This window comes from Ideonella aquatica (genome assembly GCF_018069755.1).
In the GTDB taxonomy this organism is placed as follows: Bacteria; Pseudomonadota; Gammaproteobacteria; order Burkholderiales; family Burkholderiaceae_C; genus Ideonella; species Ideonella aquatica.
In genome coordinates this window covers 79,576-102,838 of sequence record NZ_JAGQDE010000012.1, presented here as the reverse complement: position 1 = coordinate 102,838, position 23,263 = coordinate 79,576, and the positions used below count along the sequence as shown (strand labels likewise).

Here is a 23,263-nt window from a genome sequence, read left to right as displayed (position 1 = left end):
CGGCGCGCTCGTCAGGCGATCTTGAAGCGGTCGACCGACTGGCGCAGCTCGCGCGCGCTGCGCGAGAGCTCATGCACCATCTGGGCGGTGGAGCGCGTGCCCTCACCGGTCTGCTCGGTCACCGCGAAGATGTGCTGGATGTTGACCGCCACCACGTTGGCGCTTTCGGCTTCGCGGCGCGCTTGTTCGGAGATGCGGCCGATCAGGCTAGAGAGTTCGCGCGTCACGCGGTCGATGTCGGCCAGCGCCGAGCCGGCGGCGTCGGACAGCGAGGCGCCACGCACCACGCCCTGCGTCGAGTGTTCCATGGCCGCCACCGCGTCCTGGGTGTCGGTCTGAATCGTCTTGACCAGCGCCGCGATCTGGCGCGTCGCGTCGGCCGAGCGCTCGGCCAGCCGCTGCACTTCCTCGGCCACCACCGAGAAGCCGCGCCCGGCTTCACCGGCCGAGGCCGCCTGGATGGCGGCGTTGAGCGCCAGCACGTTGGTCTGCTCGGTGATGTCCGAGATCAGCTCGGTGATTTCGCCGATCTCCTGCGACGACTCGCCCAGGCGCTTGATGCGCTTGGAGGTTTCCTGGATCTGCTCGCGGATCGCGTTCATGCCGCCGATCGTGTCCTGCACCGCCTGGCGACCGTTGAGCGCGGCCTCCAGCGACTGGCGCGCCACGTCCACCGTCTGCTGCGCTTCGGCCGACACCTGGTTGATGCGCGCCGCCATCTGCAACACCGACTCGCCGGTCTCGCGGATCTCGCGCAGCTGCTCGGACGAGGCCGCCAGCAGCTCGGTCGAGGTGGACTCGACCTGCTGCGTGGTCTGCGCCACCCGCTCGGTCGTGCCCTGCACCTGGGCCACCAGGTTGCGCAGCTCCTCCACCGTGTAGTTCACCGAGTCGGCGATCGCGCCGGTGATGTCCTCGGTCACGGTGGCCTGCTGGGTCAGGTCGCCCTCGGCCACCGACTGCAGCTCGTTCATCAGCCGCAAGATGGCGGCCTGGTTGGCGTCGTTGACGCGCTTGGCCTCGCGCTCCTGCTCCTCGGCCGCCAGACGCTGCTGCTCGGCCTGCACCGCGCGCTGCGCCTGCTCGCGCACATACAAGCGCAGGATGCCGACACCACCGGCCAGCATGGCCAGCAGCGACACCACCAGCAGGAACACGTGCAGCCCGCGCAGGCCGCCCTGCGATTCCAGCGCCGACTGCACGGCTTCCAGGCCGGTGCGCAGCTTCTCGGAGTCGCCGACGATGGCCGACTGCGCCTCGCGCGCCGACACCAGGCCCTGCAGGTTGCCCAGGATCGAGCTGGCCTGCGTACGGGTCTGTTCGTACTGCGCGATCAATTGCTCCAGGCGCTCGCGGGTGGCGGCGTCCTTGGTGCCGGGCAGGCGCAGGTCGACACTGCCCTTGAGCAGGCCGTCGGCGATCTCGCGGAAGGTGTTCAGGTCCTTGCCCAGCAGGAACACCGCCTCGGGGCTGACGCCCTCCAGCGTGAGGAACTCGTTGGCCGACTTGCCGATGCGCTGCGTCAGCATCACCAGCTGGCCCACGCCCGACAGCTCGGCCGGCGTGGCGTTGGCCTGCAACTTCAGCGAAGACACGGTCTCGGCCAGCTCCAGCATGTCCGACGACTGGCGGTTGATCGTGCGCAGCGCCTGGCCCACCTGGGTCAGTGTGGCCTGCTGGCCCAGCACCACGGTGGCGTTCTTTTCGGCGCGGTCCACCAGCGGCAGCAGCTCGGACACGCCCTCGGCCGCGGCGCCGTCCACCGACTCGACCACGTCGTTGCCGTTGGCCAGGCCGCGCACGCCAGCGGCCAGCACCTGCGAGCTCTCGCGCACCTCAGGGAAGGCCGAGGCGGCGCCCACCAGCGCCTGCGACACCGACTTGGCCAGCCGCTGCGACTGCATCAGCACCTGACCGGTGGTGCCCAGCTGCTTGGCCTGGCGGCCCGAGGCCCCCAGCGCCAGCACCGCCGTCAGCGCAAACACCGCCGCGCCCACGCCAATCAGCGTGAACAGCACGCGCTGCTGCTGCGCCGCCGACTGGTGGCCGATGAGCGGCAAGGCGGCCTGGGTGGCGGGGCCGTCCTGGTTCTCGGCCAGACGCGACGGCAGGGCTTCCAGGGGCGCGGCGGCGCTGGACGCCGGCTCAGCGCCCAGCGGCTGCGCCTGCGACTGCGCGGCCAGGCGCTGATCGATTTCGCTGAGCAGGGCCTCGACGTCCGAGTCGCTGGCGGTGTCACGCGGCGACGCCTGGGCGTCCGCCGCAGCGGCGTCTGAACGGCGGGGCCATCGGTTCTTCAGCTGGTCGAACAGACTCATCGGATCCTCGGGAAAAACGCGCCGGTGCGGCCGGCGCTTGTCATGTTGCTTGGGCCTCGGCCACGTCCAGGAATCTCGCGTCGGCGGCCAGGGCCGCCAGGTCCAGGGCCTGCCACAGGCGGCCCTGATCATCGCGCCAGCGGGCTCCGGCGAAGGCCGGCTGCGGCTCGCCGGAGGCCGCCTGCAGCTGCATCCGCGCGGCATCGCGCAGGCCCAGCAGCCGGTCCACGCGCAGCGCGCAATTCAGCCGCAGGTTGGGATTGAGCGCCACCAGCTGGGCGCCGACGGGCGCCTGCGAGGCCTCGCGCAGGCCCAGGAAGCGGGCCAGGTCCACCACCGCCTGCAGCTGGCCACGCAGGTTGGCCACACCCACCAGCCACGGGCGCGCATGCGGCACCACCGTCAGCTGCCGCGCGTTGTGGATCTCGCCGGCCTGGCCCAGCGGCAGCAGCACGCCGACACCGGCCACCTCGACCGCCAGCCAACCCGCCTCGCGCGGCTGGTCACGGACCGCCTGCAGGCGCTCGGCCAGCCGGACCTGGAGTTCCTTCAGCGCGTCCTTCTTGGCCATGACTGGCGATCAGCCCAGGGCCTCGATCTTGGCCATCAGGTCGTTCGGGTCGACCGGCTTGACGATGTAGTCGCGCGCGCCCTGGCGCATGCCCCAGACGCGGTCGGTGTCCTGGCCCTTGCTGGTGCACATGATCACCGGGATGCCCGAGTAGCGCGGGTCGCGGGTGATGGTGCGGGTGAGCTGGAAGCCGTTGGTGCCGGGCATCACCACGTCCATCAGGATCAGGTCGGGGCGCTGTTCGTGCAGGCGGCGCATGGCCTCATCCCCGCCTTCGGCGGTGGCCACGGTGAAGCCACGCTTGGTGAGCAGGTCGGAGAGGTAGTGCAACTCGGTCTTCGAGTCGTCCACCAGAAGAATGTGCTGGATGGCCATGGGCGGTGTCCTCGGCCAGGTCTCGGCCGCTTGGGTGTCTTCGAATTGCTGCGTATCGTCCCACGACATCGTTGTTTACCCCGGCTGCGGGCAGAACTGCGCGACGGCGCGCAGCAGCTGCTCCTTGGTGAAGGGCTTGGTCAGGTACTCGTCCGAGCCGACCATGCGGCCGCGCGCCTTGTCGAACACGCCGTCCCGCGAGGACAGCATGACGACCGGCACGGCCGAGAAACGGGGGTTGCGCTTGATGATCGCGCAGGTCTGGTAGCCATCCAGGCGCGGCATCAGGATGTCGCAGAAGATCAGGTCGGGCTCGGTGTCGTTGACCTTGGCCAGCGCCTCGAAGCCGTCCTCGGCCAGCAGCACCTCGTAGCCGCCCTGGCGCAGGAAGATCTCCGCACTGCGACGGATGGTGTTGCTGTCATCGATGACCAGCACCCGAGGCGTGCCTGACGCGGGCCCGCTCGTCTGCACTTCACTCACCTCGCGCCCCCTAACGACATGTGGCGATCGGTGCCGCCGTGGTACGGCCCGGATCCTTCGGTCAGCTGACCGTTCAGATCTGGACCATCTCGAAATCTTCCTTGCGAGCGCCGCACTCTGGGCAGGTCCAGTTCATCGGGACGTCGGCCCAGGCCGTGCCGGCAGCGATGCCGTGCTCCGGGTCACCAGCGGCTTCGTCATAGATCCAGCCGCAGATCAGGCACATCCAGGTTCTGGTTTCGCTCACGGTGGTGGAGTCACTCACTACAATCGTGCGGAGTATAGCGACGACGCTTGCGGAAAAAGCAAGGGTTCGTCGGCACATACACAACATAGCTCAAGCTTTTTCGTCGTTTTCAAGCGACCGGCCCGATGACCACCGAACACTCTCCCGACGAGGCCCCCGCGGCCGTCGACCCCCTGGCCGAGTCGCCCCCACCCGCCTGCGTGATGTGCTTCAACGCCAACGACGCCACCGGCGCCGGCGGCGTGGGCGGCGACGTCGCCACCATGGCCGCGATGGGCGCGCATGCGCTGCCGGTGGTGGCCACGCTGCTGGTGCGCGACACCGCCGAGATCTTCGACCAGCACCCGATCGATGGCGACGCCATCGTCGAGCAGGCCCGCCACCTGCTGGAGGACGCCAGCGTCTCGGGCTTCAAGGTGGGCTTCCTGGGCAGCGCCGAGAACGTCAGCGCGGTGGCCGAGATCCTCTCTGACTACGCCGAGCTGCCGCTGGTCTCCTACCTGCCCAACCTGTCGTGGATGGACGATGAGGACCAGCGCCAGAGCTACCTGGATGCGCTGCGCGAGCTGATCCTGCCTGCCACCGAGGTGCTGGTGGGCAGCCACCAGACCCTGACCGACTTCCTGCTGCCCGAGTGGGACAACGAGCGCCCGCCGTCGGCGCGCGAGCTGGCGGTGGCCGCCGCCGAGCACGGCACCCGCTTCGTGCTGGTCACCGGCATCCTGCTGCCGGCCGCCAAGGGCCAGCCGCAGTTCATCGACAACGTGCTGGCCTCGGCCCAGGGCGCGCTCACCGGCGAGAAGTTCGAGCTGTTTGAGGTGTCCTTCGTCGGTGCGGGCGACACCTTGTCGGCGTCGATGGCGGCGCTGCTGGCGGTGGGCTCCGAGGTGCAGGCCGCCACCGGCGAGGCCTTGCAGTTCCTGGACCAGAGCCTGGACGCGGGTTTCCGCCCCGGCATGGGCCATGTCGTCCCTGACCGCTTCTTCTGGGCCTTGCCCCCGGAAGGCGAAGAGGGCGAGGAGCCCGGGGCCGCCGGGCCCGACGATTTCAACAACCCCGATCAACCGTTCCCGCCCGGAGGCTCGCGCCGTGTCCACTAATGCCCAGCTGTTCGACCGCGCGCAGCAGTCCATCCCCGGTGGCGTCAACTCGCCGGTGCGCGCCTTCCGCGCCGTCGGCGGCACGCCGCGCTTCATCGCCCGCGCTGAAGGGCCCTACATGTGGGACGCTGAAGGCAAGCGTTACATCGATTACATCGGCTCCTGGGGCCCGATGATCCTGGGCCATGGCCACCCGGCCGTGCTCGAGGCGGTGATGCAGGCCGCACGCGACGGCTTCAGCTTCGGCGCGCCCACCGAGCGCGAGGTGGAACTGGCCGAGGAGATCATCCGCCACGTGCCCAGCATCGAGCAGGTGCGCCTGGTCAGCTCGGGCACCGAGGCCGGCATGAGCGCGATCCGCCTGGCGCGCGGCGCCACCGGCCGCAGCAAGATCATCAAGTTCGAGGGCTGCTACCACGGCCACGCCGACGCGCTGCTGGTGAAGGCCGGCTCGGGCCTGGCCACCTTCGGCCACCCCACCAGCGCCGGCGTGCCGGCCGAGGTGGTGCAGCACACGCTGGTGCTGGAGTACAACAACCTGGCGCAGATCGAAGAGACCTTCCGCACCCAGGGGCACGAGATCGCCTGCGTGATGATCGAGCCGATCGCCGGCAACATGAACTTCGTGCGCGCCCAGGTGCCCTTCGTCCAGCGCATCCGCGAGCTGTGCGACCAGCATGGCGCGCTGTTCGTGTTCGACGAGGTGATGACGGGCTTCCGCGTCGCGCTGGGTTCGGCGCAAAGCGTCTACGCCAAGCTCATCCCCGGCTTCCGGCCCGACATCAGTGTGTTCGGCAAGGTCATCGGCGGCGGCATGCCGCTGGCCGCCTTCGGCACCACCCGGAAGATCATGCAGCAGCTGGCGCCGCTGGGCCCGGTCTACCAGGCCGGCACGCTCAGCGGCAACCCGGTGGCCACCGCCTGCGGCCTGGCCACGCTGAAAGAGATTGCCAAGCCCGGCTTCTACGAGGCCCTGGGCGCGAAGACCCAGGCCCTGGTGGCCGGCCTGACCCAGGCCGCCAAGGATGCTGGCGTGCCCTTCGTGGGCGACAGCGAAGGCGGCATGTTCGGCTTCTTCTTCACCGACGCGCTGCCGCAGAACTACAACGTGGTGATGGCCACCGACAAGGAGCGCTTCAACCGCTTCTTCCACGGCATGCTCGATCGAGGCGTCTACCTGGCCCCGGCGCTGTACGAGGCCGGCTTCGTCAGCGCCGCGCACACCGACGCCGACATCGCTGCCACGGTGGCGGCGGCTGCCGAGGTGCTGAAGGCCGCATGAGCGACACCCCCGTCACGCTGAGCGACTTCCAAGGCCAGCCCGCGCTGCATTTGCGCGCGCCCGATGGTGCGCAGGCCACGGTGCTGCTGCATGGCGCCCACCTGGTGTCGTGGATCCCGGCCGGTGGCGAGGAGCAGCTCTACCTGTCGCCCACCGCGAAGTACGGCCTGGGCGCCTCGGTGCGCGGCGGTGTGCCGGTGATCTTCCCGCAGTTCAACGAGCGCGGCCCGCTGCCGCGCCATGGCCTGGTGCGCACCCGCGCCTGGCAGGCGGTGGAGTCGGTGCGCCGCGCGGGCGCGGCGATCGGCGTGCTGCGTTTCACCGACGACATCGCCACCCGCGTGCACTGGAAGCAGGGCTTCGAGGCCGAGCTGACGGTCGTGGTGGGTGGCAACACGCTGGAGATCGAGCTGGCCGTGACCAACACCGGCGAGACCGCGTTCGAGTTCACCGCCGCCCTGCACACCTACCTGCGCTGCAACGAGCTGCTGCGCGCCCAGCTCGAGGGCCTGCAGGGCTGCGCCTATGAGGACTTCCTGCTGAAGGCCGATGGCCAGCAGTGGGGTGATGTGCTGACCTTTGTCGGTGCGATCGACCGCATCTACCATGGCGCCGCCCAGCCCCTGGTGCTGCGCGAGCTGGGCCGGCGCGTGCGCGTGGCCATGGACGGCTTCGAGGACGTGGTGGTCTGGAACCCCGGCGACGACGGCGTGCAGCAGCTGTCCGACATGCCCGACGAGGACTGGCGCCACATGCTGTGCGTCGAAGCCGCGCTGATCCGCCAACCCGCCCGACTCGCCCCCGGCGAGGACTGGGCCGGCATGCAAACTCTCTCCGTCTGACCTGCGCGCGCCCCGCTGCGGCGCGCCCTCCCCCATGCACATCCACATCCTCGGCATCTGCGGCACCTTCATGGGCGGTATCGCCGCGCTGGCGCGCGAAGCCGGCCACACCGTGACCGGCTGCGACGCCAACGTCTACCCGCCGATGAGCGACCAGTTGCGCGCACTCGGCATCGACCTGATCGAGGGCTTCGGCGCCGAACAGATGGCGCTCAAGCCCGATGTCTTCGTGGTGGGCAATGTGGTCACCCGCGGCAACCCACTGATGGAGGCCATCCTGGATGCGGGCGCCGCCTACACCAGCGGCCCGCAGTGGCTGGCGGAGAACGTGCTGCAGGGCCGCCATGTGCTGGCGGTGGCCGGCACCCACGGCAAGACCACCACCACCTCGATGCTGGCCTGGGTGCTGGAGTATGCCGGGCTGCAGCCGGGCTTCCTGGTCGGCGGTGTGCCGCAGAACTTCGGCATCAGCGCGCGGCTGGGCGGCGGCCGGTACTTTGTCATCGAGGCCGACGAGTACGACACCGCCTTCTTCGACAAGCGCAGCAAGTTCGTGCACTACCGGCCGCGCACCGCGGTGCTGAACAACCTGGAGTTCGACCACGCCGACATCTTTGCCGACCTGGCCGCGATCGAAACCCAGTTCCACCACCTGGTGCGCACCGTGCCGGCCAGCGGCCGGCTGGTGGTGAACGCCCGTGAAGAATCCCTGCAGCGCGTGCTGGCGCGCGGCTGTTGGAGCGAGGTGGTGCGCTTCGGCCCGATGAAGGAAGAGCCTGGCGCACTGCGCGCCCGCGGCGAGCCCCATGCCTTTGACGTGCTGCGCGGCGCCATGAAGGTGGCCCGCGTCGACTGGGCGCTGCTGGGCGAGCACAACCAGCTCAATGCCCTGGCCACGATCGCCGCGGCCGAGCATGTGGGCGTGGCGCCCGAGGTGGCCGCCGCCGGCCTGGCCACGTTCCAGAACGTCAAGCGCCGTCTGGAAAAGCGCGGCGAGGCCGGCGGCGTCACCGTCTACGACGACTTCGCCCACCACCCCACCGCGATCCGCACCACCGTCAACGGCCTGCGCCGCAAAGTAGGGGCGGCGCGCATCCTGGCCGCCTTCGAGCCGCGCAGCAACACCATGAAACTGGGCACGATGAAGGCCCAGCTGCCCTGGGCGCTGGAGGAGGCCGACCTGTCCTTCTGCCACAGCGGCAATCTGGGCTGGGACGCCGCCGAGGCGCTGGCGCCGATGGGCGATCAGGCCGTGGTGCTGGACTCGATCGACAAGATGGTGGCGGCCATCGTCAAGGCCGCGCGCCCGGGCGACCAGGTGCTGTGCATGAGCAATGGCGGCTTCGGCGGCATCCACGCCAAGCTGCTGGCCGCGCTGGCCGCCAAGGCCTGAGGCCCGCCGACGTGCCGCCGATCAGCCACATCCTCTACCTGCACGGTTTCAGGTCCTCGCCGCTGTCGACCAAGGCGCGCATGACCCACGCCTGGGTGCAGGCGAACCGGCCCGACCTGCACTGGTGGTGCCCGCAGCTGCCCGGCTCGCCCGCTGCAGCGATGCAGCTGATCATGGACGGCATCGCCGACTGGCCGTGGCAGCGCATGGCGGTGATCGGCAGCTCACTGGGCGGCTTCTACGCCACCGCGGTGGCCGAGCGCACCGGCTGCCGCGCCGTGCTGCTCAACCCCGCGGTCGATCCGGCGCGCGACCTGGTGAAGTACCTGGGCGAGCAGCCCGCCTGGCACGACCCCACGCAGGTGGTGGAGGTGCGGCTGGAGCACATGGACGAGCTGCGCGCGATCGCCCCGTCGGCCATCACCCGTCCCGAGCGCTATTTCGTCGTCATCGCCCAGGGCGACGAGGTGCTGGACTGGCGCGAGATGCACGCCCGCTACACCGGCTGCCCCATCCGCCTGCTGGAGGGCAGCGACCACGCGCTGTCCGACTACGACCAGGACCTGCCCCAGCTCACCCGTTTCCTGAACCTCTGAAGAAGAACTCACCCACCATGCGTTTGAAGGACAAGGTCAGCATCATCACCGGCGCCGCCCAGGGCATTGGCCTGGCCACCGCGCTGAAGTTCGCCCGCGAGGGTGCCACCGTCATCGTCTGCGACATGAAGGCCGCCGCGGTGGATGAGGCGGTGGCCGAATGCCGCCGTCTGGGCGCGCAGGCCGCCGGCTTCGTGGTCAACGTCACCGACCGCGCCCAGGTCGATGCGATGGTGGCCGCGGTGAAGGCCCAGTTCGGCCGCATCGACGTGCTGGTCAACAACGCCGGCATCACCCAGGACGCGCGGCTGCAGAAGATGACGCTGGCGCAGTTCGACGCGGTGATCGACGTCAACCTGCGCGGCGTCTTCCACTGCGCGCAGGCGGTGGTGGACACCATGGTGGACCAGCGCGCCGGCGTGATCCTGAACGCCTCCAGCGTGGTGGGCATCTATGGCAACTTCGGCCAGACCAACTACGCCGCCAGCAAGTTCGGCGTGATCGGTTTCACCAAGACCTGGAGTCGCGAGCTGGGCCCCAAGGGCGTGCGCGTCAACGCGGTGGCGCCGGGCTTCATCGAGACGCCCATCCTGGCCAGCATGCCTGACAAGGTGCTCGACCACATGCGCGAGCAGGTGCCCCTCAAGCGCCTGGGCCACGCCGACGAGATCGCCAACGCCTATGCCTTCCTGGCCAGCGACGAGGCCAGCTATGTCAACGGCGCGGTGCTGGAAGTGTCGGGCGGCATGACCGTCTGATCAGTAGCCGCCGCCACCGACAGGCGGTGTTGGCGCTGTCCGGAAGCGCCGCGCCATGTCGCTGGCGGCCTTGACCAGCATCGCCGTGTCCAGGCCGACGGCCACGAACAGCGCTCCGGCGTCCAGGTACTGCTGCGCCAGCGCCGGGTCGGTGGCCAGGATGCCTGGCGCCTTGCCGGCAGCACGCACGGTGGCGATGCCGTCCAGGATCACCTTCTGCACATCCGGGTGTCCCGGCTGGCCGCGGTAGCCCATGCTGGCCGACAGGTCGGCCGGACCGAAGAACACGCCGTCGACGCCGTCCACCGCAGCGATGGCCGCCAGGTGCTGCACCGCCTGCACCGTCTCGGCCTGCACCAGCAGGCACATCTCGTCGTTGGCCTTGTGCACGTACTGCTCGACCTGGTTCCAGCGCGAGGCCCGCGCCAGCGCCGCGCCCATGCCGCGGATGCCCTCGGGCGGGTAGCGCATGGCCCGTACCAGCAGCGCCGCCTGCTCGGGCGTATCGACCATCGGCACCAGCAGCGTCTGCGCGCCCACGTCCAGGTACTGCTTGATCAGCGCCACATCGCCGATCACCGGCCGCACGATGGCCTGCGTGGGGTAAGGCGCCATCGCGCGCAGCTGGGCCAGCACGGTGCGCGGATCGTTCGGCGCGTGCTCGCCATCAAGCAACAGCCAGTCGTAGCCGCAAGTGGCCAGCGCCTCGGCGACGTTGGGATCGGCAAAACCGACCCAGCAACCGATCTGGGCGCGGCCCTCGCGCAGCGCGTGGCGGAAGTGGTTGGCGGGGATCTGCATCATGCGGCGTCCTTGGGGTACAGGCCGCGTTCGCGGGCCATCAGCCGGGTCAGGCCCAGCAGCGCGTCAATGTTCGGTGTGGCGAGGCCCAGGTGCTGGCCGATCTCGCGCACCGCGCCCACCAACGCGTCCAGTTCGATCGCGCGACCGGCTTCCACGTCCTGCAGCATCGAGGTCTTGAATGAGCCCAGGCTGCGGGTGATCGCGTGGCGGTCATCAGGCACCTGGTCGATGCCGCAGCCGATGCGCGCGCCGATCGCCTGGGCCTCGGTCATCACGGCGCTGCAGAAGCCACGCACCAGCGGGTCATCGAGGATGCGGTCACAGGGTGCGCCGGTCAGCGCCGAGACCGGGTTCATCGTCATGTTGCCCCACAGCTTGAACCAGATCTCCTGCTGGATGCGCTCGGCCTGCTTGACCGCGAAGCCGGCCGACTCCAGCAGCGCGGCCACCGCCTGCACGCGAGGGCTGAGGCCGCCTGCCGGCTCACCGATGATCAGCTGGTTGTTCTTGATGCGCTCGATGCGCCCGGGCCGCGGCGCCGCGGCGCTGACATGGACCACGCAGCCCAGCACCTGCGCGGTGGGCAGCGCGGCGGCGGTGCGGCCGCCCGGGTCCACGGCCTGGAGTTGCAGACCCGCACACTCGCCGCCCAGGCCGTCGAAGAACCACCAGGGCACGCCGTTCATCGCCACCAGCACCACCGTGTGGGCGGCCAGCAGCGGGCGGATCTGCTCGGCCACCGCCGGCATCGCCGGACCCTTGACGGAGACGATCACCAGGTCCTGCGGGCCCAGCGCGGTCGCGTCATCGCTGGCAGCCAGGGTGATGCGCTGCTCGCCGCCATCGCCGTCGACCCAGCACAGCCCATCGGCCTGCAGCGTGCGCAGCGTCTGGCCGCGTGCCAGCGCGCTCAGCGCGATCTGTCCGGTCGGCAGCCGCGAGCCCAGCCAGGCCGCGAACACGCCCCCAATGGCGCCGACACCGACGACGCAGACCTTGTGCAGCGGAACACTCATGCGCGGTAGCCGGGGTCGATGCGGTCGATCAGCCGCTGCATGGCGGCAAACGAGTCCTCACCAGCCCCGAAGTTCGGGTTGAAGTTCAGCGAGTCTCGCACGCAGGCCTGCAGCGCGGCCTCGCTGATCGGCTGCAGCGTCCCCATCGGCTGCGAGGCCATCTGCACCTCGCAGGCGCGCTGCACCAGCCACATCAGGTTGAAGGCCTGCGCCAGCGAGCGGCCGATCACCACCGGGCCGTGGTTGCGCAGTAGCAGCACCGGCTTGCCCTGACTGGAGGCCAGGATGCGCGCACCTTCCTCGCGGTGCACGGTGATGCCCTCGAAGTCGTGGTACGCCACCTGGCCGTACAGCTGCGCCGCATAGAAGTTGGTGAAGGACAGCCCGTCCTGCAGGCAGCACACCGCCATCGTCGGCGTGGTGTGCACATGCATCACGCAGTGCGCGTCGGGCAGCGTGGCGTGGATCGCGCCGTGGAAGGTGAAGCCGGCCGGGTTGATCGGCCAGTCGCTGTGGCCGACGATGTTTCCGTCGATGTCCACCTTCACCAGGTTGCTGGCCGTGACCTCGGTGTAGTGCAGGCCGAAGGGGTTGATGAGGAAGTGACCGTCCTCGTCAGGAACACGCAGCGAGATGTGGTTGTAGATCAGCTCCGACCAGCCCAGGTGGGCAAAGATGCGGTAGCAGGCGGCCAGTTGGACGCGGGCGTCCCATTCGGTTGGACTGTAGCGAGCCGGGCGGGTGAATGCAGTCATCGGTCTGCCCCTCAGACGAAACGGAAGTTCAGGACGCCCAGCGGGCCGTAGTCGGCCTGGAAGACATCGCCCGCCTTGGCCGCCACCGGCCGCGTGAACGAGCCCGCCAGCACGATGTGGCCGGGCTGCAGCGTCTCGCCCCAGGGCGCCAGCTTGTTGGCCAGCCAGGCGATGCCGATGGCCGGATCGCCCTGCACGCCGGCGGCCAGCCCAGTCTCTTCGACCACGCCGTTCTGGCGCAGGATGGCGCCGCACCAGGCACGGTCCACCGCGCGTGGGCCGACCCGCTGGCCGCCCAGCACGATGCCGGCATTGGCGGCGTTGTCGCTGATCGTGTCGAAGACCTTGCGCATGGCCTTGGTGTGGCGGTCGAACTGTTCGATGCGGGCATCGATGATCTCGATCGCCGGGGTGATGAACTCTGTGGCGTCCAGCACCTGCTCCACCGTCACGTCGGGCCCGCGCAGCGGCGACTTCAGGATGAAGGCCAGCTCCACCTCCACGCGCGGGGCGATGAAGCGGTTCAGCGGAATGTCGAGCACCGCCTCGCCCTCGCAGCGGTAGAGCATGTGGTCCAGCAGCGTGCCGTAGTCGGGCTCGGTGATCTGGCTGCTGATCTGCATCGCGCGGCTGGTCAGGCCGATCTTGTGGCCGATCACGCGCGCGCCACCGGCGATCTGCGCTGCCACCCAGGCGCGGCTGACGCGGTAGCCGTCCTCGATCGTCATGCCGGGGAAGCGCTTGCTGAAGTGCTCGACCGGCACGCGGGTCTGCTCGGAGGTGTGCAGCTCGGCGGCGAGCTGGGCGATGGTGGTGTCGTCGAGCATGGGTCAGGGCTTGCGGAACAAGGGGTGCAGCGAGCTGTTCTTGGCGTCAAAGACCTCGGGGCCTTCGTCGATCTGCAGCGTCACGCCAATCGGCCGCGTCGCCAGCAGCGGCGCGAAGTGGTTCTTGGCGGTGGCCTCCAGCGCCTGACCCACCGCCGCATGCACCGCGGCGCTGCGGCCGCGGCCCATGCGCAGGTTCAGGTAGACGAAGCCGTAGTCGCCGCGGCCGTCGGCCACCGCGCTGTGCGCGGCCGGGTAGGCCAGCACGCGCACGCCGCCCGGGGGGAAGACCGCCGAACCGGCTTCATCGCGTGCGGCCAGCATGGTGTCGGCCAGCGCGCGGCACAGCGCCGTCATGTCGCTGCCGCCCTGGTCCAGTGGGCGGTCCAGGTCGGGCGTGTAGAGGATCACCAGGTGCGGCATCGCGCGTCCTTCACAGACGGGTCGAGATGGCGGTGTACCCCTCGGCCGATGAGGCCTGGGCCGCCGGGATCGCTCGGCCGCTGACCGGTGTGACCGGGAACAGCGCATTGATCTGGCCGGTGCCGCTGGCGCCAAAGTAAGGCGTGATGATCTCGGCGGGGCCGGCGTACTCGCTCCAGCCCAGTGCGCCCAGCATCATCGCGGTGTCGTGCATGAACCCCTCGCCGTGGCCCTTGCTGGCGTACTCGGGCAGCATGGCGCAGAAGTCGGCCCACTGGCCCCGCTGCCACATCTCGACCACGCGGCGGTCCAGCTGCTCCAGGAAGGGACTCCAGATCTTGAACGCGTACTCGGGCGCCAGGCCGTTCTGCGCGAAGCGGTGGCTCAAGGATCCGCTGGCCAGAAAGGCCACGGTGCCGTCGTAGTGCTGCTCCACCGCCTGGCGCAGCGCCCAGCCCAGGCGCGCCGAATCATTGAGGTAGTGCACCGTGCACAGCGCCGACACCGAGATCACCTTGAAGTGCTGGTCGGCGTTCATGTAGCGCATCGGCACCAGGGTGCCGTACTCGGGGTCCAGCGTGGTCTCGGCGTGGGCCAGGGTCTCGACGCCCATCTCGGTGGCCACCTGCGCCATCAGCCGCCCCAGCTCGGGGTTGCCGGGGCACGCGAAGGGCAGGTTCTTGATGAAGTGCGGCAGCTCGTTGCTGGTGTAGGTGCCCTGGAAATGCGGCGCGCAGTTCAGGTGGTAGTTGGCGTTGACCAGCCAGTGGGTGTCGAACACCACGATGGTATCCACGCCCAGCTCGCGGCAGCGCCGGCCGATCTCGATGTGGCCGTCGATCGCGTCCTGGCGCGTGCCCTGGCGCGGGCCGTCCAGCTCGGACAGGTACATCGACGGGACGTGGGTGATCTTGCCCACCAAAGCCAATCGTCCCATGGTCAGACTCCCCAGTGCGGAATGTGGTGCGAGCCCATCGACACGGCGATGTTCTTGGGCTCCAGGAAGACCTCGTAGCTCCAGGTGCCCCCCTCCCGGCCGGTGCCGCTGGCCTTGGTGCCGCCAAAGGGCTGGCGCAGGTCGCGCACGTTCTGGCTGTTGACGAAGCACATGCCCGCCTCGATGGCGGCGGCCACGCGGTGCGCCTTGCCCAGGTTCTCGGTCCAGACATAGCTGGACAGGCCGTAGGCCGTGTCGTTGGCGATGCGGATGGCCTCGGCCTCGTCCTCGAACGGGATCAGGCAGGCGACCGGGCCGAAGATCTCATCCTGGGCGATCTTCATGCGGTTGTCGACGTCGGCAAACACCGTCGGCCTGACGAAGTTGCCTTGGGCCAGATGGGCCGGCAGCTCCGGCGCCTCCAGGCCGCCGCACAGCAGTGTGGCGCCCTCCTTCGGGCCCAGCTCGATGTAGTGGCGCACCTTGGCCAGGTGGCCGGGGGAGATCATCGGGCCGATGATGGTCTGCTCGTCGAGCGGGTCGCCCACGGTGATGCGCTTCGCGCGCTCGGCGAACTTCGCGGCGAAGTCCGCGTAGATGCTCTGTTGCACCAGGATGCGGCTGCCCGCGGTGCAGCGCTCACCGTTGTTGCTGAAGATCATGAACACCGCGGCGTCCAGCGCGCGGTCCAGGTCAGCGTCGGCAAAGATGACGAACGGGCTCTTGCCGCCCAGTTCCATGCTGAACTTCTTCAGGCCCGCCGCCTGCACGATGCGGTTGCCGGTGGCGGTGGAGCCAGTGAAGCTGATCGCCCGCACATCGGGGTGGGCGCACAGCGGCTCGCCGGCGTCCCGGCCATAGCCGTGCACGATGTTCAGCACGCCCGCCGGGATGCCGGCCTCCAGTGCCAGCTCACCCAGGCGGGCGGCGGTCATCGGCGACAGCTCGCTCATCTTCAACACCGCGGTGTTGCCAAAGGCCAGGCAGGGCGCCACTTTCCAGGTGGCGGTCATGAAGGGCACGTTCCAGGGGCTGATCAGCGCGCACACGCCCACCGGGTGGAACAGCGTGTAGTTCAGGTGCGTGGGCGTGGGGTAGGTGTGGCCATCCACGCGCACACACATCTCGGCGAAGTAGTGGAAGTTGTCGGCGGCGCGTGGCACCAGCTGCTTGCCGGTCTGGCTGATGCTCTGGCCGGTGTCCTTCGTCTCGGTCTGCGCCAGCTCGGGCACATGCTTCGTGATCAGGTCACCCAGTGCGCGGATCTTCCTGGCGCGCTCCGGCGCAGGCAGCCCGGCCCAGGCCGGGAACGCCGCCTTGGCGGCCTGCACCGCAGCGTCCACCTCGGCGGCACCACCGGCGGCCACCTCGGCCAGCACAGCCTGGGTGGCGGGGTTGACGGTCTCGAAGTACTGGCTGCCGGCCACGGGACGGCCGTTGATCAGGTGGTCAATGCGCATGAATGATCTCTCGTGTGTGTCAGCGGCCGAACACGCCGTCGCCGACGATCGTGTTGACCAGACGGCCGATGCCGTCGATCTCGCAGACGACCTCGTCGCCCTCGTTGACGTTGACCACGCCCTCGGGCGTGCCGGTGAGGATGACGTCGCCCGCCTGCAGCGTCATGAAACTGCTGAGATACTCGATCAGCGCCGGAATGGTGTTGACCATGTTCGCCGTCGTACCCTGCTGCACGGTCTGGCCGTTGACGCGGGTGCGCAGCGCCAATGCATGGGGATCAGGCACATCGGCCACGGGCACGAACCACGGACCCAGCGCAGTGGCGCCATCGCGGTTCTTGACGCGCAGGTTGGGGCGGTACCAGTTCTCCAGATAGTCGCGGATCGCGTAGTCGTTGCAGACGGTGTAGCCGGCCACATGGGCCATGGCGTCCTTGGCGGACACGTGGCGCGCCGTGCGGCCGATCACCACCGCCAACTCGCACTCGTAGTGCATGAACTGCACGCCGGCCGGGCGGCGCGTGACGCCGCGGTGGCCCACCAGTGCGCCTGGGCCCTTCAGGAAGACCAGCGGCTCGTCCTTGGCCGTGACGGTGAGCTCCTTGCTGAGCTCCTTCAGGTGGTCGGCGTAGTTCAGGCCCAGCGCCAGGATGGTGCCCACCGCGAGGGGCGGCAACCACTGCACCTGGTCCTCGCGCAGGACGCGGCCATCGGTCAGTTGCAGGCCCTGCGGGTGCGGGCGGGCGGTGTGCACGGCGCCCGCATAGGCCACGCGGGCCACCGGGCCGCGCGGCGGCAGATCGGTGCCATCCACCGCGGGGGGATCGTTCGGCACGGCGGGCGCAGCCTGCTCCTCGCACAATGAGAAGGACAGGGTGCCCAGCTCCTCGATCGCCACCGCCACCGCGTCCCCGGCGCGCGCCTGCGGCGCGGGCGTGTCGGCGCCCAGCAGCAGCACATCGCCGGGCTGCAGCGTCATGAACTCGGTCACCGCGGCGATCAGCTCGGCCACACCGCGCACGCGATCGCCGGTGTGGCCCTGGTGCGCTGTCTGGCCACCGATCAGCACCTGCACCGCCAGCGCATCGGGGTCGTCAATCTCGCTGGCGGCCACCACCGGACCGATGACGGTGAAGCCGTCGCGCGCCTTCAGGCGCACTGTGGGGCGATAGTGGTTGTCGGGCGGCAGGCCCAGCTCGGCCACCACCGCGTAGCCGGCGATCACGCCCGGCGCATCGTCCACCGACACCCGGCAAGCCGTGCGGCCGATGACGACGCCCAGCGAGGCCCCCACCTCCACCGCCGCCGGCACCGCCACCACCGAGCCCGGCCCGCACAGCGTGTTGCGCGGCCGGACCTGCAGCACCGGGTGAGCCGGCGGCGCCTTGTAGGGCGCGGCGTGCACGGCCTGGCCCAGCGCGGCCAGTTGCGGCGCATGGTTGACCAGCGCGCCATAGACGACGCCGGTCAGCCGCCAGGGCGCTACGGCGAAGGAGGATGGCATGGGGGTCAGGGGCATGGCGGTGGCAGCAGGCTTAATTCACTCACACATGAGCAATGTATTCGCTAAGATATGAGCATGTCAACCAAGGGCCAAGCCCGAGCCAAACCGGAGCAGGCGGCGCGGGCGGTGGGGTTCCGCCACCGCAACCTGCCGCTGCTGCTGCTGCATGCGCGCGAAGGCGTGATCGGCCAGTTCCGGCCCATCCTCAACGCCCATGGCGTGACAGAGCAGCAGTGGCGCATCATCCGCGCGCTGCTGGAGCGCGGGCCGATGGAGCCGCGCGAGATCGGCGCGGTGTGCCGCTTCTCCAGCCCCGCCACCACCGGCATGCTGGCGCGCATGGACGACCTGGGCCTGCTCACCCGCGAGCGCCAGGCGCAGGACGCGCGCCGCGTCACCGTCACGCTCACGCCCAAGGCGCGCGCGCTGGCGGCCGAACTGGCGCCGCAGATCGAGGCCATCTACCAGCGCATCGAGGACCACATCGGCCCCGAGTTCACCGAGCGCTTCTACGCCACGCTGGATGAGGTGATTGCGCTGCTGGGCGAGCTGCCGGCGGTGGAGGGCGAGTGAGTCCCCTCACAGCCTGAGGCCGGACCTCACCACCAGCCCGGCGCCCACCAGCGCGAACAGCGCGAAGCTCGCCATCGACACCGCGCGCAGCCGCCGCGTCTGGCGCTGCAGCGGCGCATCCAGGTGCGCCGGCGGGCGCCAGCTCAGCAGCCCGCTGGCCAGGCCGGCGCTGGCGCCGATGAACAGCGGCAGGTACAGCACGAAGCCGACGTGGTCGTACTCGCGCTTGAGCACGCAGAACGGGCAGTGGTGGTGCGGCGACTCGTACACATAGGGCGAGATCGCCGCCACCACCGCCAGCAGGCCCAGGCCCAGGAAGCCCAGGCTGGCCAGGCCGTAGGCGGGCGCTAGCGCCGCCACGCGGCTGGCCAGTGCGCCCCAGGCCAGCACCACCACCAGGCCGATGGCCAGCGCCCACAGCGCGGTGGCCGGCGCCACGGCCGAGGCCTCGGCGGCCAGGCCGACGTGCTCGGGGTGGAAGCTGCTGCCGCAGCAGGCGGTCAGCGTGTCGGGCTGCAGGTCGGTGAAGTACAGCGTGGACAGCGCCGCGTCGGCCAGCGCCAGCGGCAGCAGCACGGCCAGCAGCAAGCGGTAGCTGCGGCGCGTCAGCGGCCAGTCGGGCGCGGCGCGGTCGGCACGCTGCAGCGCCAGCCAGGCGCCGGCGGCAAAGAACAGGCTCAGCTTGGCGTACAGCGCCGGAAAGCCCCAGACGCTGGCATTGAAGCTGCCGAAGGCGCACATCGCGCCCACCAGCAGCGGCGCGGTGCGGTCGGCGTTGACCACCATCAGCAGCAGCGCCGCGCCCTGCCAGGCCAGCAGCTGCCCCACCAGCGTGGCCACCAGCTCGGTCTGGCGCTCGAGCAACAGTTGGCGTGGCGCACCCGAGGCGGGGTTCCAGTGCCGCAGCAGCTGCAGGCCAAAGGCCCCGGCCCACAGCAGCGTCAGCGCACCCAGCCAGGCCACGGCCAGCAGCGCCATCACCGGGGCCTGCATCAGCATGGCGCGTCCTCGCCCCGCAGCCGGCCGTCGGCCAGGTGGATGACGCGGTCCACCACCGGCGCACCGATCACGCGCGGGTCGTGGCTGGCGATGACCCAGGTGTGGCCGCGCGCCTTCAGCGTGGCGACGGTGTCCAGGAACTGACGCCCCAGCGCGGCATCCAGGTGCGCGGTGGGTTCGTCGGCGATCAGCAGCGGCGGCTGGGTCAGCAGCGCGCGGGCGATGGCCACGCGCTGCATCTCGCCGCCCGACAGGCGCTCCACCCGCTCATGCGCGCGCGGCGCCACGCCCAGCTCGGCCAGCACCTGCAGCGCGCGCGCCTGCAGCCGCTCGCGCGGCCAGCCCAGCGGCACGCCGGGCAGGCGCACGTTCTCCAGCGCGGTCAGGCCGGGCACCAGGTGGTAGCGCTGGAAGATGAAGCCGATGCGCTCGCGGCGCAGCGCCGCCAGGTGGTGCTCGGGCAGGCCCGACAGAGGCGCGCCGTCCAGCCGCACCCGGCCCTCGCTGGGCCGCGCCACACCGCCGATCAGCGACAGCAGTGTGGACTTGCCCGAGCCACTGGGGCCGGCCAGCACATGCACCTGAGCACGCGCCAACTGCAGCGTGATGCCGTGCAGCGCGGTGAACTCACCGGGCTCGCCCTCATGGAAGCGCTTGACCACGCCGTCCAGCTCGATGAAGGGCTGGCTCATCGCAGCACCTCGTCGGGGTCGGCCGCCGCGGTTCGCCACACCGGCCAGACGATCGCCGCCAGGTAAGGCAGCACCGCCAGCATCGCCAGCGTGGCCCACTGCAGGCCGTCGATCACCGGCACCCAGTCGGCCCGCGGAAACAGCACCGACCAGCCCTGCAGCACCGGCCGCAGCAGCGGCGCGCCCAGCACGAACACATGCGCATAGGCCAGCAGGCTGCCCAGCACCAGGGCGCTGCCGGCCACCACGCCGGCCTCCCAGAGCTTCCAGTGCAGGATGTCGCGCGTGTCCCAGCCCAAGGCCTTGAGCACGCCGATCTCGTGGCGCTCGGCGGCCGACAGGCCGCTGGCCTTGTCAAAGGCCAGGATGGCAAAGGCCAGCAGCGCGGCGGCGCCCAGCGCCAGCAGCAGGCCCTCGCGCCAGCTGAACAGGTGCTGGTAGCTGCGCAGCAGGTCCTCGCGGGTGATCACCCGGTGGCTGCGCAGCGCCAGGCCGGCCTTCTCGGCCACCTTGGGCACCTCCTTGGGGTTGCGCACCGACAGGCTCAGGTCGGTGTAGACATCGGCGGGCAGGCGGAAGAAGCGGCGGAAGTCGGTCTCGTTCAGCAGCACCAGGTCGCTGCTGAAGCCGGCACTGGCCGGGTCCAGCACCGACCGCACGCGCAGGTTGAGGAACTCGCCCGAGGGCGCGACCAGGTAGAGCCGGCCACCGGTCTGCAGACGGCGCAGCCGGGCCACGCCCTCGCCCACCAGGGCCTCGCCCGGCGCGGGCATCAGCGCCGCGGCCTCATCGGCCGGCACCTGCAGCGTGTAGGTGGCCGCGGTGGAGGTGTCGTACAGGTAGCCCCACAGCCGCCCCTGCACGCGCTGCACGCCACGGATGCCGCGCAGGGCCTCAAGATCGGCCGCGCTGCTCAGCGCATGGCGGCCCATTTGCAGGCCCTGGACGACCACCTCGGGCGCCGCGGCCAATGCGTGCTCGGCCTCGTGGCGCAGCGCGGTGGTCAGCCACATCACCGAGGCCAGCGCCGCCACCAGCACGGTATGCACCAGCCCCACGCCGACGTTCTTGGCACGGTGGCGCGACATCGAGGCCAGCGCGTGCTCCAGCAGACCGCGCTGGCGGTGCCACCAGGGGCTCATTCAGCGGGCTCCTGGCGGCGGCAGCCACACCGCCGACGGGAAGTGATCGGGCAGGCCCGGGCCGTCCTGGAAGGCGGTGTGCCCATCGGCCTGGCTGAAGTGGCGCGTAGCACGCGCCTCGGTGAACCAGGCCGGGTCGGTCAGTTGCAGGGCCTGCACCAGCGCGCGGGTGCGGGCTTCGCGCGATGGGGCCTGGTGCTGCAGCCAGGCCGCGTGCAGCACCGCTGCCAGCGCCGCGCCGGCCAGGCCCAGTGCCACGGCGCCTGCGCGGCGCACACGGTCCGTGGGTGGCTTCACAGGAACTTCCCGTCGTCCAGGGCCAAGGCCAGCGCCAGCGTGGCGTCCGAGAAACGCAGCACGCGCTTGCCCTTATGGTCGGCCATGAACTCCTTGGCGTCGGCCTCGGTGTCGTGCGGCACCAACTCATGCCCCATCGGCCCCAGCACGTCGGAACCGATGACGTACCAGGCCTCGCGCGCGTCGATGCGGGCGGTGGCGTAGTAATCGGTCACCGCCATCGCGACGATGTCGCCGCGCTGGCGCTTGGGCTCGTACTTCGCCAGCTCGGCCAGGTACTTGAAGAAGTCCTTGGCGCCATCGAAGTGCACCGCCCGGCCATCGCGCCACAGCACCGTGGCCACCCACATCCGGTAGGGCGCGACGAACATGCCGCAGACCGGACAGGTGTCGCGCGGGCCGGGCATCGGCAGCTGGACCGGCTTGCCCTGCGCGGCGCCACCGGCCGCCAGGGCCAGCAGGCCGCGCAGCCAGTCACGGCGGTGCAGCGGGCGCAGCGTGGCGCCCGGTGGCGCGTCATCGGCGCGGCACATCGGCTTAGCCCGCCTTCTGCGCGGTCATCTTGCGGCGCATCTCGCCACGGCGCTGGCGCAGCATCACGGTGTCGGCGGCCATGCCCAGGTAGGCGCTGGTCAACGCGTCGTCAAAGCCCACCACCTTGGCGCCGGCCTTGGCCGCGGCCTCGCCGCTGGCGGCCTTGTCGGCGGCGGCGCGATCGGCGTAGGCCCACTTGCTGGCCTTGGTCATGGTGCCCGGCTTGCTGGGGTCCAGCACATAGTGAGCGCGGTCGGCCAGCACCAGCGGCTTGATCTTCTCGGGGCTGCCGGCGTCGCCGCAATAGATGGCCTTGGGGCCGCGGTCCATGTTCAGCGACAGGCTGATCGCCGCGCAGTGGATCGAGCAGGTGCCCTCGACGCTGTCGTCGGCGTAGACCAGCAAGTGCCTGGTGTGGCTGAACTTGGCGCGCTCCATGCCGCAGTAGCGGCAGCGCGGGTACTTGGCCAGTTCGTTGTCCAGCGGCGCGGTGTCCTTGCGCAGGGTGTTGACCAGGCCGAACTGGTCGGTCCAGTCGGTGGGCGCCAGGCCGGGGGCGGCGGCGTCGGGCTGCTGGGTGGTGGCGCAGCCGGACAGGCCAAGTGCGCCCAGCGCGGTACCGGTGATCCACAGGCGGCGGTTGAAGGGCAGGTCGTTCATGGTGTGCTCCTTGTTGAGTGGGGACGATCAGGACAGAGACAAAACCGTGCGCAACTCGGCCGCCTGGCCGGCGGCATCGAGGGTGGGCGGCAGGGCGCGGCGCACGCGGCCCTGGCGGTCGTAGAGATAGACCATGACGCTGTGGTCCAGCGTGTAGCTGCCGGCCAGCGGCACCTTGCGGTAGAAGACCTTGAAGGCCTCCGCGGTGCGGCGTGTCAGGTCGACGTCGCCGCGCAGCGGCGTGATGCCTTCGCCGAAGGCGTCGGCAAAGGCGCGCAGGATCGGACCGCTGTCGCGCTCCGGATCCAGGCTGACAAAGACCAGCTGCACCTGGTCGGCCTGCGCCCCCAGTTGCTGGCGCGCCTGGACGGCCTTGGCCATCGCCGCCGGGCAGACATCGGGGCACTGCGTGAAGCCGAAGAACAGCATCACCACCCGGCCGCGGTAGTCGGCCAGCGTGCGCCACTCGCCCTGCGGATCCTGCAGGCGGAAGTCCTGCGCGTAGCGGGCGTCGCTCAGGTCAATCGCGCCCAGCGCGGGTGCTGGCGCCGGGCGGAACCAGGCGATGGCCGCAGCGGCCAGTGCAGCCAGCAGCAGGGCCGCGGCCACGCCGGCGCGGCGGATGGACGGGGAAAGGGTGGGCACGAAGGCCTCCACACGGCAGGGGTCCCAGGC

At 70.3% G+C, this 23,263-nt stretch carries 27 protein-coding genes and 1 pseudogene; 7 read left to right on the top strand and 21 right to left on the bottom strand.

Annotated elements, in window-relative coordinates; all coding sequences use genetic code 11:
- Positions 1-11: 11 nt before the first annotated feature.
- From KAK06_RS14480 to KAK06_RS14460, 5 genes are all read right to left on the bottom strand, one after another.
- Positions 12-2,318, bottom strand: coding sequence for a methyl-accepting chemotaxis protein (locus tag KAK06_RS14480; RefSeq protein ID WP_210802825.1), 2,307 nt, complete (start codon positions 2,316-2,318; stop codon positions 12-14).
- A 40-nt stretch (positions 2,319-2,358) separates the two neighbouring features.
- Entirely contained in the window at positions 2,359-2,889 is a 531-nt protein-coding gene (locus tag KAK06_RS14475) for a chemotaxis protein CheW (protein ID WP_210802824.1), read from the bottom strand.
- A gap of 9 nt (positions 2,890-2,898) precedes the next feature.
- Positions 2,899-3,264: a response regulator gene (locus KAK06_RS14470; protein WP_210802823.1), complete on the bottom strand. Its 366-nt coding sequence runs from the start codon at positions 3,262-3,264 to the stop codon at positions 2,899-2,901.
- Between the two features lie 75 nt (positions 3,265-3,339).
- Positions 3,340-3,738, bottom strand: coding sequence for a response regulator (locus KAK06_RS14465; protein WP_210802822.1), 399 nt, complete (start codon positions 3,736-3,738; stop codon positions 3,340-3,342).
- 82 nt (positions 3,739-3,820) lie between these two features.
- Complete coding sequence (locus KAK06_RS14460; protein WP_210802892.1) at positions 3,821-3,973, bottom strand: rubredoxin; 153 nt, start codon at positions 3,971-3,973, stop codon at positions 3,821-3,823.
- A 146-nt stretch (positions 3,974-4,119) separates the two neighbouring features.
- Here KAK06_RS14460 and thiD point away from each other — a divergent pair, with 146 nt between their 5' ends.
- The 6 genes from thiD to fabG are packed head-to-tail and all read left to right on the top strand — an operon-like array spanning position 4,120 to position 9,965.
- The gene (thiD, locus tag KAK06_RS14455) at positions 4,120-5,094 is read left to right on the top strand and encodes a bifunctional hydroxymethylpyrimidine kinase/phosphomethylpyrimidine kinase (protein WP_375140895.1); all 975 of its coding nucleotides are present in this window, start codon (positions 4,120-4,122) and stop codon (positions 5,092-5,094) included.
- Positions 5,084-6,376, top strand: a complete 1,293-nt coding sequence (hemL, locus tag KAK06_RS14450; protein WP_210802895.1) for a glutamate-1-semialdehyde 2,1-aminomutase — start codon at positions 5,084-5,086, stop codon at positions 6,374-6,376. The genes thiD and hemL overlap by 11 nt, the downstream gene beginning before the upstream one ends.
- Positions 6,373-7,218, top strand: a complete 846-nt coding sequence (locus KAK06_RS14445) for a D-hexose-6-phosphate mutarotase (protein WP_210802821.1) — start codon at positions 6,373-6,375, stop codon at positions 7,216-7,218. The genes hemL and KAK06_RS14445 overlap by 4 nt, the downstream gene beginning before the upstream one ends.
- Positions 7,219-7,252: 34 nt before the next feature.
- A complete protein-coding gene (mpl, locus tag KAK06_RS14440) occupies positions 7,253-8,611 on the top strand; it encodes a UDP-N-acetylmuramate:L-alanyl-gamma-D-glutamyl-meso-diaminopimelate ligase (protein WP_210802820.1) in 1,359 nt (452 codons plus the stop codon).
- Positions 8,612-8,622: 11 nt separating this feature from the next.
- Entirely contained in the window at positions 8,623-9,207 is a 585-nt protein-coding gene (locus KAK06_RS14435) for a YqiA/YcfP family alpha/beta fold hydrolase (RefSeq protein WP_210802819.1), read from the top strand.
- A gap of 17 nt (positions 9,208-9,224) precedes the next feature.
- Complete coding sequence (gene fabG, locus KAK06_RS14430; RefSeq protein WP_210802818.1) at positions 9,225-9,965, top strand: 3-oxoacyl-[acyl-carrier-protein] reductase; 741 nt, start codon at positions 9,225-9,227, stop codon at positions 9,963-9,965.
- Here the strand turns inward: fabG and hpaI are convergent, their stop codons facing one another.
- The 9 genes and pseudogenes from hpaI to KAK06_RS14385 all read right to left on the bottom strand — a co-directional run.
- Positions 9,966-10,766: a 4-hydroxy-2-oxoheptanedioate aldolase gene (gene hpaI / locus KAK06_RS14425; protein ID WP_210802890.1), complete on the bottom strand. Its 801-nt coding sequence runs from the start codon at positions 10,764-10,766 to the stop codon at positions 9,966-9,968. It abuts the gene before it with no gap.
- Complete coding sequence (locus KAK06_RS14420; RefSeq protein WP_210802889.1) at positions 10,766-11,773, bottom strand: 2-dehydropantoate 2-reductase; 1,008 nt, start codon at positions 11,771-11,773, stop codon at positions 10,766-10,768. Before KAK06_RS14420 ends, hpaI begins: the two co-directional genes overlap by 1 nt.
- Before the next feature lie 8 nt (positions 11,774-11,781).
- Positions 11,782-12,540, bottom strand: a complete 759-nt coding sequence (locus tag KAK06_RS14415) for a class II aldolase/adducin family protein (protein ID WP_210802817.1) — start codon at positions 12,538-12,540, stop codon at positions 11,782-11,784.
- Positions 12,541-12,551: 11 nt separating this feature from the next.
- Positions 12,552-13,367: a 2-oxo-hept-4-ene-1,7-dioate hydratase gene (hpaH, locus tag KAK06_RS14410; RefSeq protein WP_210802816.1), complete on the bottom strand. Its 816-nt coding sequence runs from the start codon at positions 13,365-13,367 to the stop codon at positions 12,552-12,554.
- A 3-nt stretch (positions 13,368-13,370) separates the two neighbouring features.
- Positions 13,371-13,790 (bottom strand): 5-carboxymethyl-2-hydroxymuconate Delta-isomerase, encoded by a 420-nt coding sequence (locus tag KAK06_RS14405; protein WP_210802815.1) that lies wholly within the window; start codon positions 13,788-13,790, stop codon positions 13,371-13,373.
- Positions 13,791-13,800: 10 nt separating this feature from the next.
- Positions 13,801-14,727: a 3,4-dihydroxyphenylacetate 2,3-dioxygenase gene (gene hpaD, locus KAK06_RS14400; RefSeq protein WP_210802814.1), complete on the bottom strand. Its 927-nt coding sequence runs from the start codon at positions 14,725-14,727 to the stop codon at positions 13,801-13,803.
- A 2-nt stretch (positions 14,728-14,729) separates the two neighbouring features.
- Positions 14,730-16,187, bottom strand: a complete 1,458-nt coding sequence (gene hpaE, locus KAK06_RS14395) for a 5-carboxymethyl-2-hydroxymuconate semialdehyde dehydrogenase (RefSeq protein WP_210802813.1) — start codon at positions 16,185-16,187, stop codon at positions 14,730-14,732.
- Positions 16,188-16,206: 19 nt separating this feature from the next.
- The gene (locus KAK06_RS14390) at positions 16,207-16,968 is read right to left on the bottom strand and encodes a fumarylacetoacetate hydrolase family protein (RefSeq protein WP_210802888.1); all 762 of its coding nucleotides are present in this window, start codon (positions 16,966-16,968) and stop codon (positions 16,207-16,209) included.
- Between the two features lie 99 nt (positions 16,969-17,067).
- Positions 17,068-17,691 (bottom strand): annotated as a pseudogene (locus KAK06_RS14385) (fumarylacetoacetate hydrolase family protein); the annotation flags it as partial.
- Positions 17,692-17,766: 75 nt separating this feature from the next.
- Between KAK06_RS14385 and hpaR the strand changes: the two are divergent.
- The gene (hpaR, locus tag KAK06_RS14380; protein WP_210802812.1) at positions 17,767-18,264 is read left to right on the top strand and encodes a homoprotocatechuate degradation operon regulator HpaR; all 498 of its coding nucleotides are present in this window, start codon (positions 17,767-17,769) and stop codon (positions 18,262-18,264) included.
- 6 nt (positions 18,265-18,270) lie between these two features.
- On the opposite strand, the gene KAK06_RS14375 is transcribed toward hpaR, so the two are convergent.
- The 7 genes from KAK06_RS14375 to KAK06_RS14345 are packed head-to-tail and all read right to left on the bottom strand — an operon-like array spanning position 18,271 to position 23,233.
- Entirely contained in the window at positions 18,271-19,263 is a 993-nt protein-coding gene (locus KAK06_RS14375) for a hypothetical protein (protein WP_210802811.1), read from the bottom strand.
- Positions 19,257-19,955, bottom strand: a complete 699-nt coding sequence (locus KAK06_RS14370) for an ABC transporter ATP-binding protein (RefSeq protein ID WP_210802810.1) — start codon at positions 19,953-19,955, stop codon at positions 19,257-19,259. The genes KAK06_RS14375 and KAK06_RS14370 overlap by 7 nt, the downstream gene beginning before the upstream one ends.
- On the bottom strand, positions 19,952-21,097 hold the full coding sequence (locus KAK06_RS14365; protein WP_210802809.1) for an ABC transporter permease: 1,146 nt from the start codon (positions 21,095-21,097) through the stop codon (positions 19,952-19,954). The genes KAK06_RS14370 and KAK06_RS14365 overlap by 4 nt, the downstream gene beginning before the upstream one ends.
- The gene (locus KAK06_RS14360) at positions 21,098-21,394 is read right to left on the bottom strand and encodes a hypothetical protein (protein ID WP_210802808.1); all 297 of its coding nucleotides are present in this window, start codon (positions 21,392-21,394) and stop codon (positions 21,098-21,100) included.
- Entirely contained in the window at positions 21,391-21,927 is a 537-nt protein-coding gene (locus KAK06_RS14355; protein ID WP_210802807.1) for a nitrous oxide reductase accessory protein NosL, read from the bottom strand. Before KAK06_RS14355 ends, KAK06_RS14360 begins: the two co-directional genes overlap by 4 nt.
- 4 nt (positions 21,928-21,931) lie before the next feature.
- The gene (locus KAK06_RS14350) at positions 21,932-22,588 is read right to left on the bottom strand and encodes a nitrous oxide reductase accessory protein NosL (RefSeq protein ID WP_210802806.1); all 657 of its coding nucleotides are present in this window, start codon (positions 22,586-22,588) and stop codon (positions 21,932-21,934) included.
- 27 nt (positions 22,589-22,615) lie between these two features.
- Positions 22,616-23,233, bottom strand: coding sequence for an SCO family protein (locus KAK06_RS14345; protein WP_210802805.1), 618 nt, complete (start codon positions 23,231-23,233; stop codon positions 22,616-22,618).
- Positions 23,234-23,263: the final 30 nt, after the last annotated feature.

Excerpts from the sequence above, each read along its gene's own strand:
- KAK06_RS14480 (WP_210802825.1), bottom strand. The coding sequence starts at position 2,318 with ATGAGTCTGTTCGACCAGCTGAAGAACCGATGGCCCCGCCGTTCAGAC.
- KAK06_RS14475 (WP_210802824.1), bottom strand. The coding sequence starts at position 2,889 with ATGGCCAAGAAGGACGCGCTGAAGGAACTCCAGGTCCGGCTGGCCGAG.
- KAK06_RS14470 (WP_210802823.1), bottom strand. The coding sequence starts at position 3,264 with ATGGCCATCCAGCACATTCTTCTGGTGGACGACTCGAAGACCGAGTTG.
- KAK06_RS14460 (WP_210802892.1), bottom strand. The coding sequence starts at position 3,973 with ATGTGCCTGATCTGCGGCTGGATCTATGACGAAGCCGCTGGTGACCCG.
- thiD (WP_375140895.1), top strand. The coding sequence starts at position 4,120 with ATGACCACCGAACACTCTCCCGACGAGGCCCCCGCGGCCGTCGACCCC.
- KAK06_RS14445 (WP_210802821.1), top strand. The coding sequence starts at position 6,373 with ATGAGCGACACCCCCGTCACGCTGAGCGACTTCCAAGGCCAGCCCGCG.
- mpl (WP_210802820.1), top strand. The coding sequence starts at position 7,253 with ATGCACATCCACATCCTCGGCATCTGCGGCACCTTCATGGGCGGTATC.
- fabG (WP_210802818.1), top strand. The coding sequence starts at position 9,225 with ATGCGTTTGAAGGACAAGGTCAGCATCATCACCGGCGCCGCCCAGGGC.
- hpaI (WP_210802890.1), bottom strand. The coding sequence starts at position 10,766 with ATGCAGATCCCCGCCAACCACTTCCGCCACGCGCTGCGCGAGGGCCGC.
- KAK06_RS14415 (WP_210802817.1), bottom strand. The coding sequence starts at position 12,540 with ATGACTGCATTCACCCGCCCGGCTCGCTACAGTCCAACCGAATGGGAC.
- hpaH (WP_210802816.1), bottom strand. The coding sequence starts at position 13,367 with ATGCTCGACGACACCACCATCGCCCAGCTCGCCGCCGAGCTGCACACC.
- KAK06_RS14405 (WP_210802815.1), bottom strand. The coding sequence starts at position 13,790 with ATGCCGCACCTGGTGATCCTCTACACGCCCGACCTGGACCGCCCACTG.
- hpaD (WP_210802814.1), bottom strand. The coding sequence starts at position 14,727 with ATGGGACGATTGGCTTTGGTGGGCAAGATCACCCACGTCCCGTCGATG.
- hpaE (WP_210802813.1), bottom strand. The coding sequence starts at position 16,187 with ATGCGCATTGACCACCTGATCAACGGCCGTCCCGTGGCCGGCAGCCAG.
- hpaR (WP_210802812.1), top strand. The coding sequence starts at position 17,767 with ATGTCAACCAAGGGCCAAGCCCGAGCCAAACCGGAGCAGGCGGCGCGG.
- KAK06_RS14375 (WP_210802811.1), bottom strand. The coding sequence starts at position 19,263 with ATGCTGATGCAGGCCCCGGTGATGGCGCTGCTGGCCGTGGCCTGGCTG.
- KAK06_RS14370 (WP_210802810.1), bottom strand. The coding sequence starts at position 19,955 with ATGAGCCAGCCCTTCATCGAGCTGGACGGCGTGGTCAAGCGCTTCCAT.
- KAK06_RS14365 (WP_210802809.1), bottom strand. The coding sequence starts at position 21,097 with ATGAGCCCCTGGTGGCACCGCCAGCGCGGTCTGCTGGAGCACGCGCTG.
- KAK06_RS14355 (WP_210802807.1), bottom strand. The coding sequence starts at position 21,927 with ATGTGCCGCGCCGATGACGCGCCACCGGGCGCCACGCTGCGCCCGCTG.
- KAK06_RS14350 (WP_210802806.1), bottom strand. The coding sequence starts at position 22,588 with ATGAACGACCTGCCCTTCAACCGCCGCCTGTGGATCACCGGTACCGCG.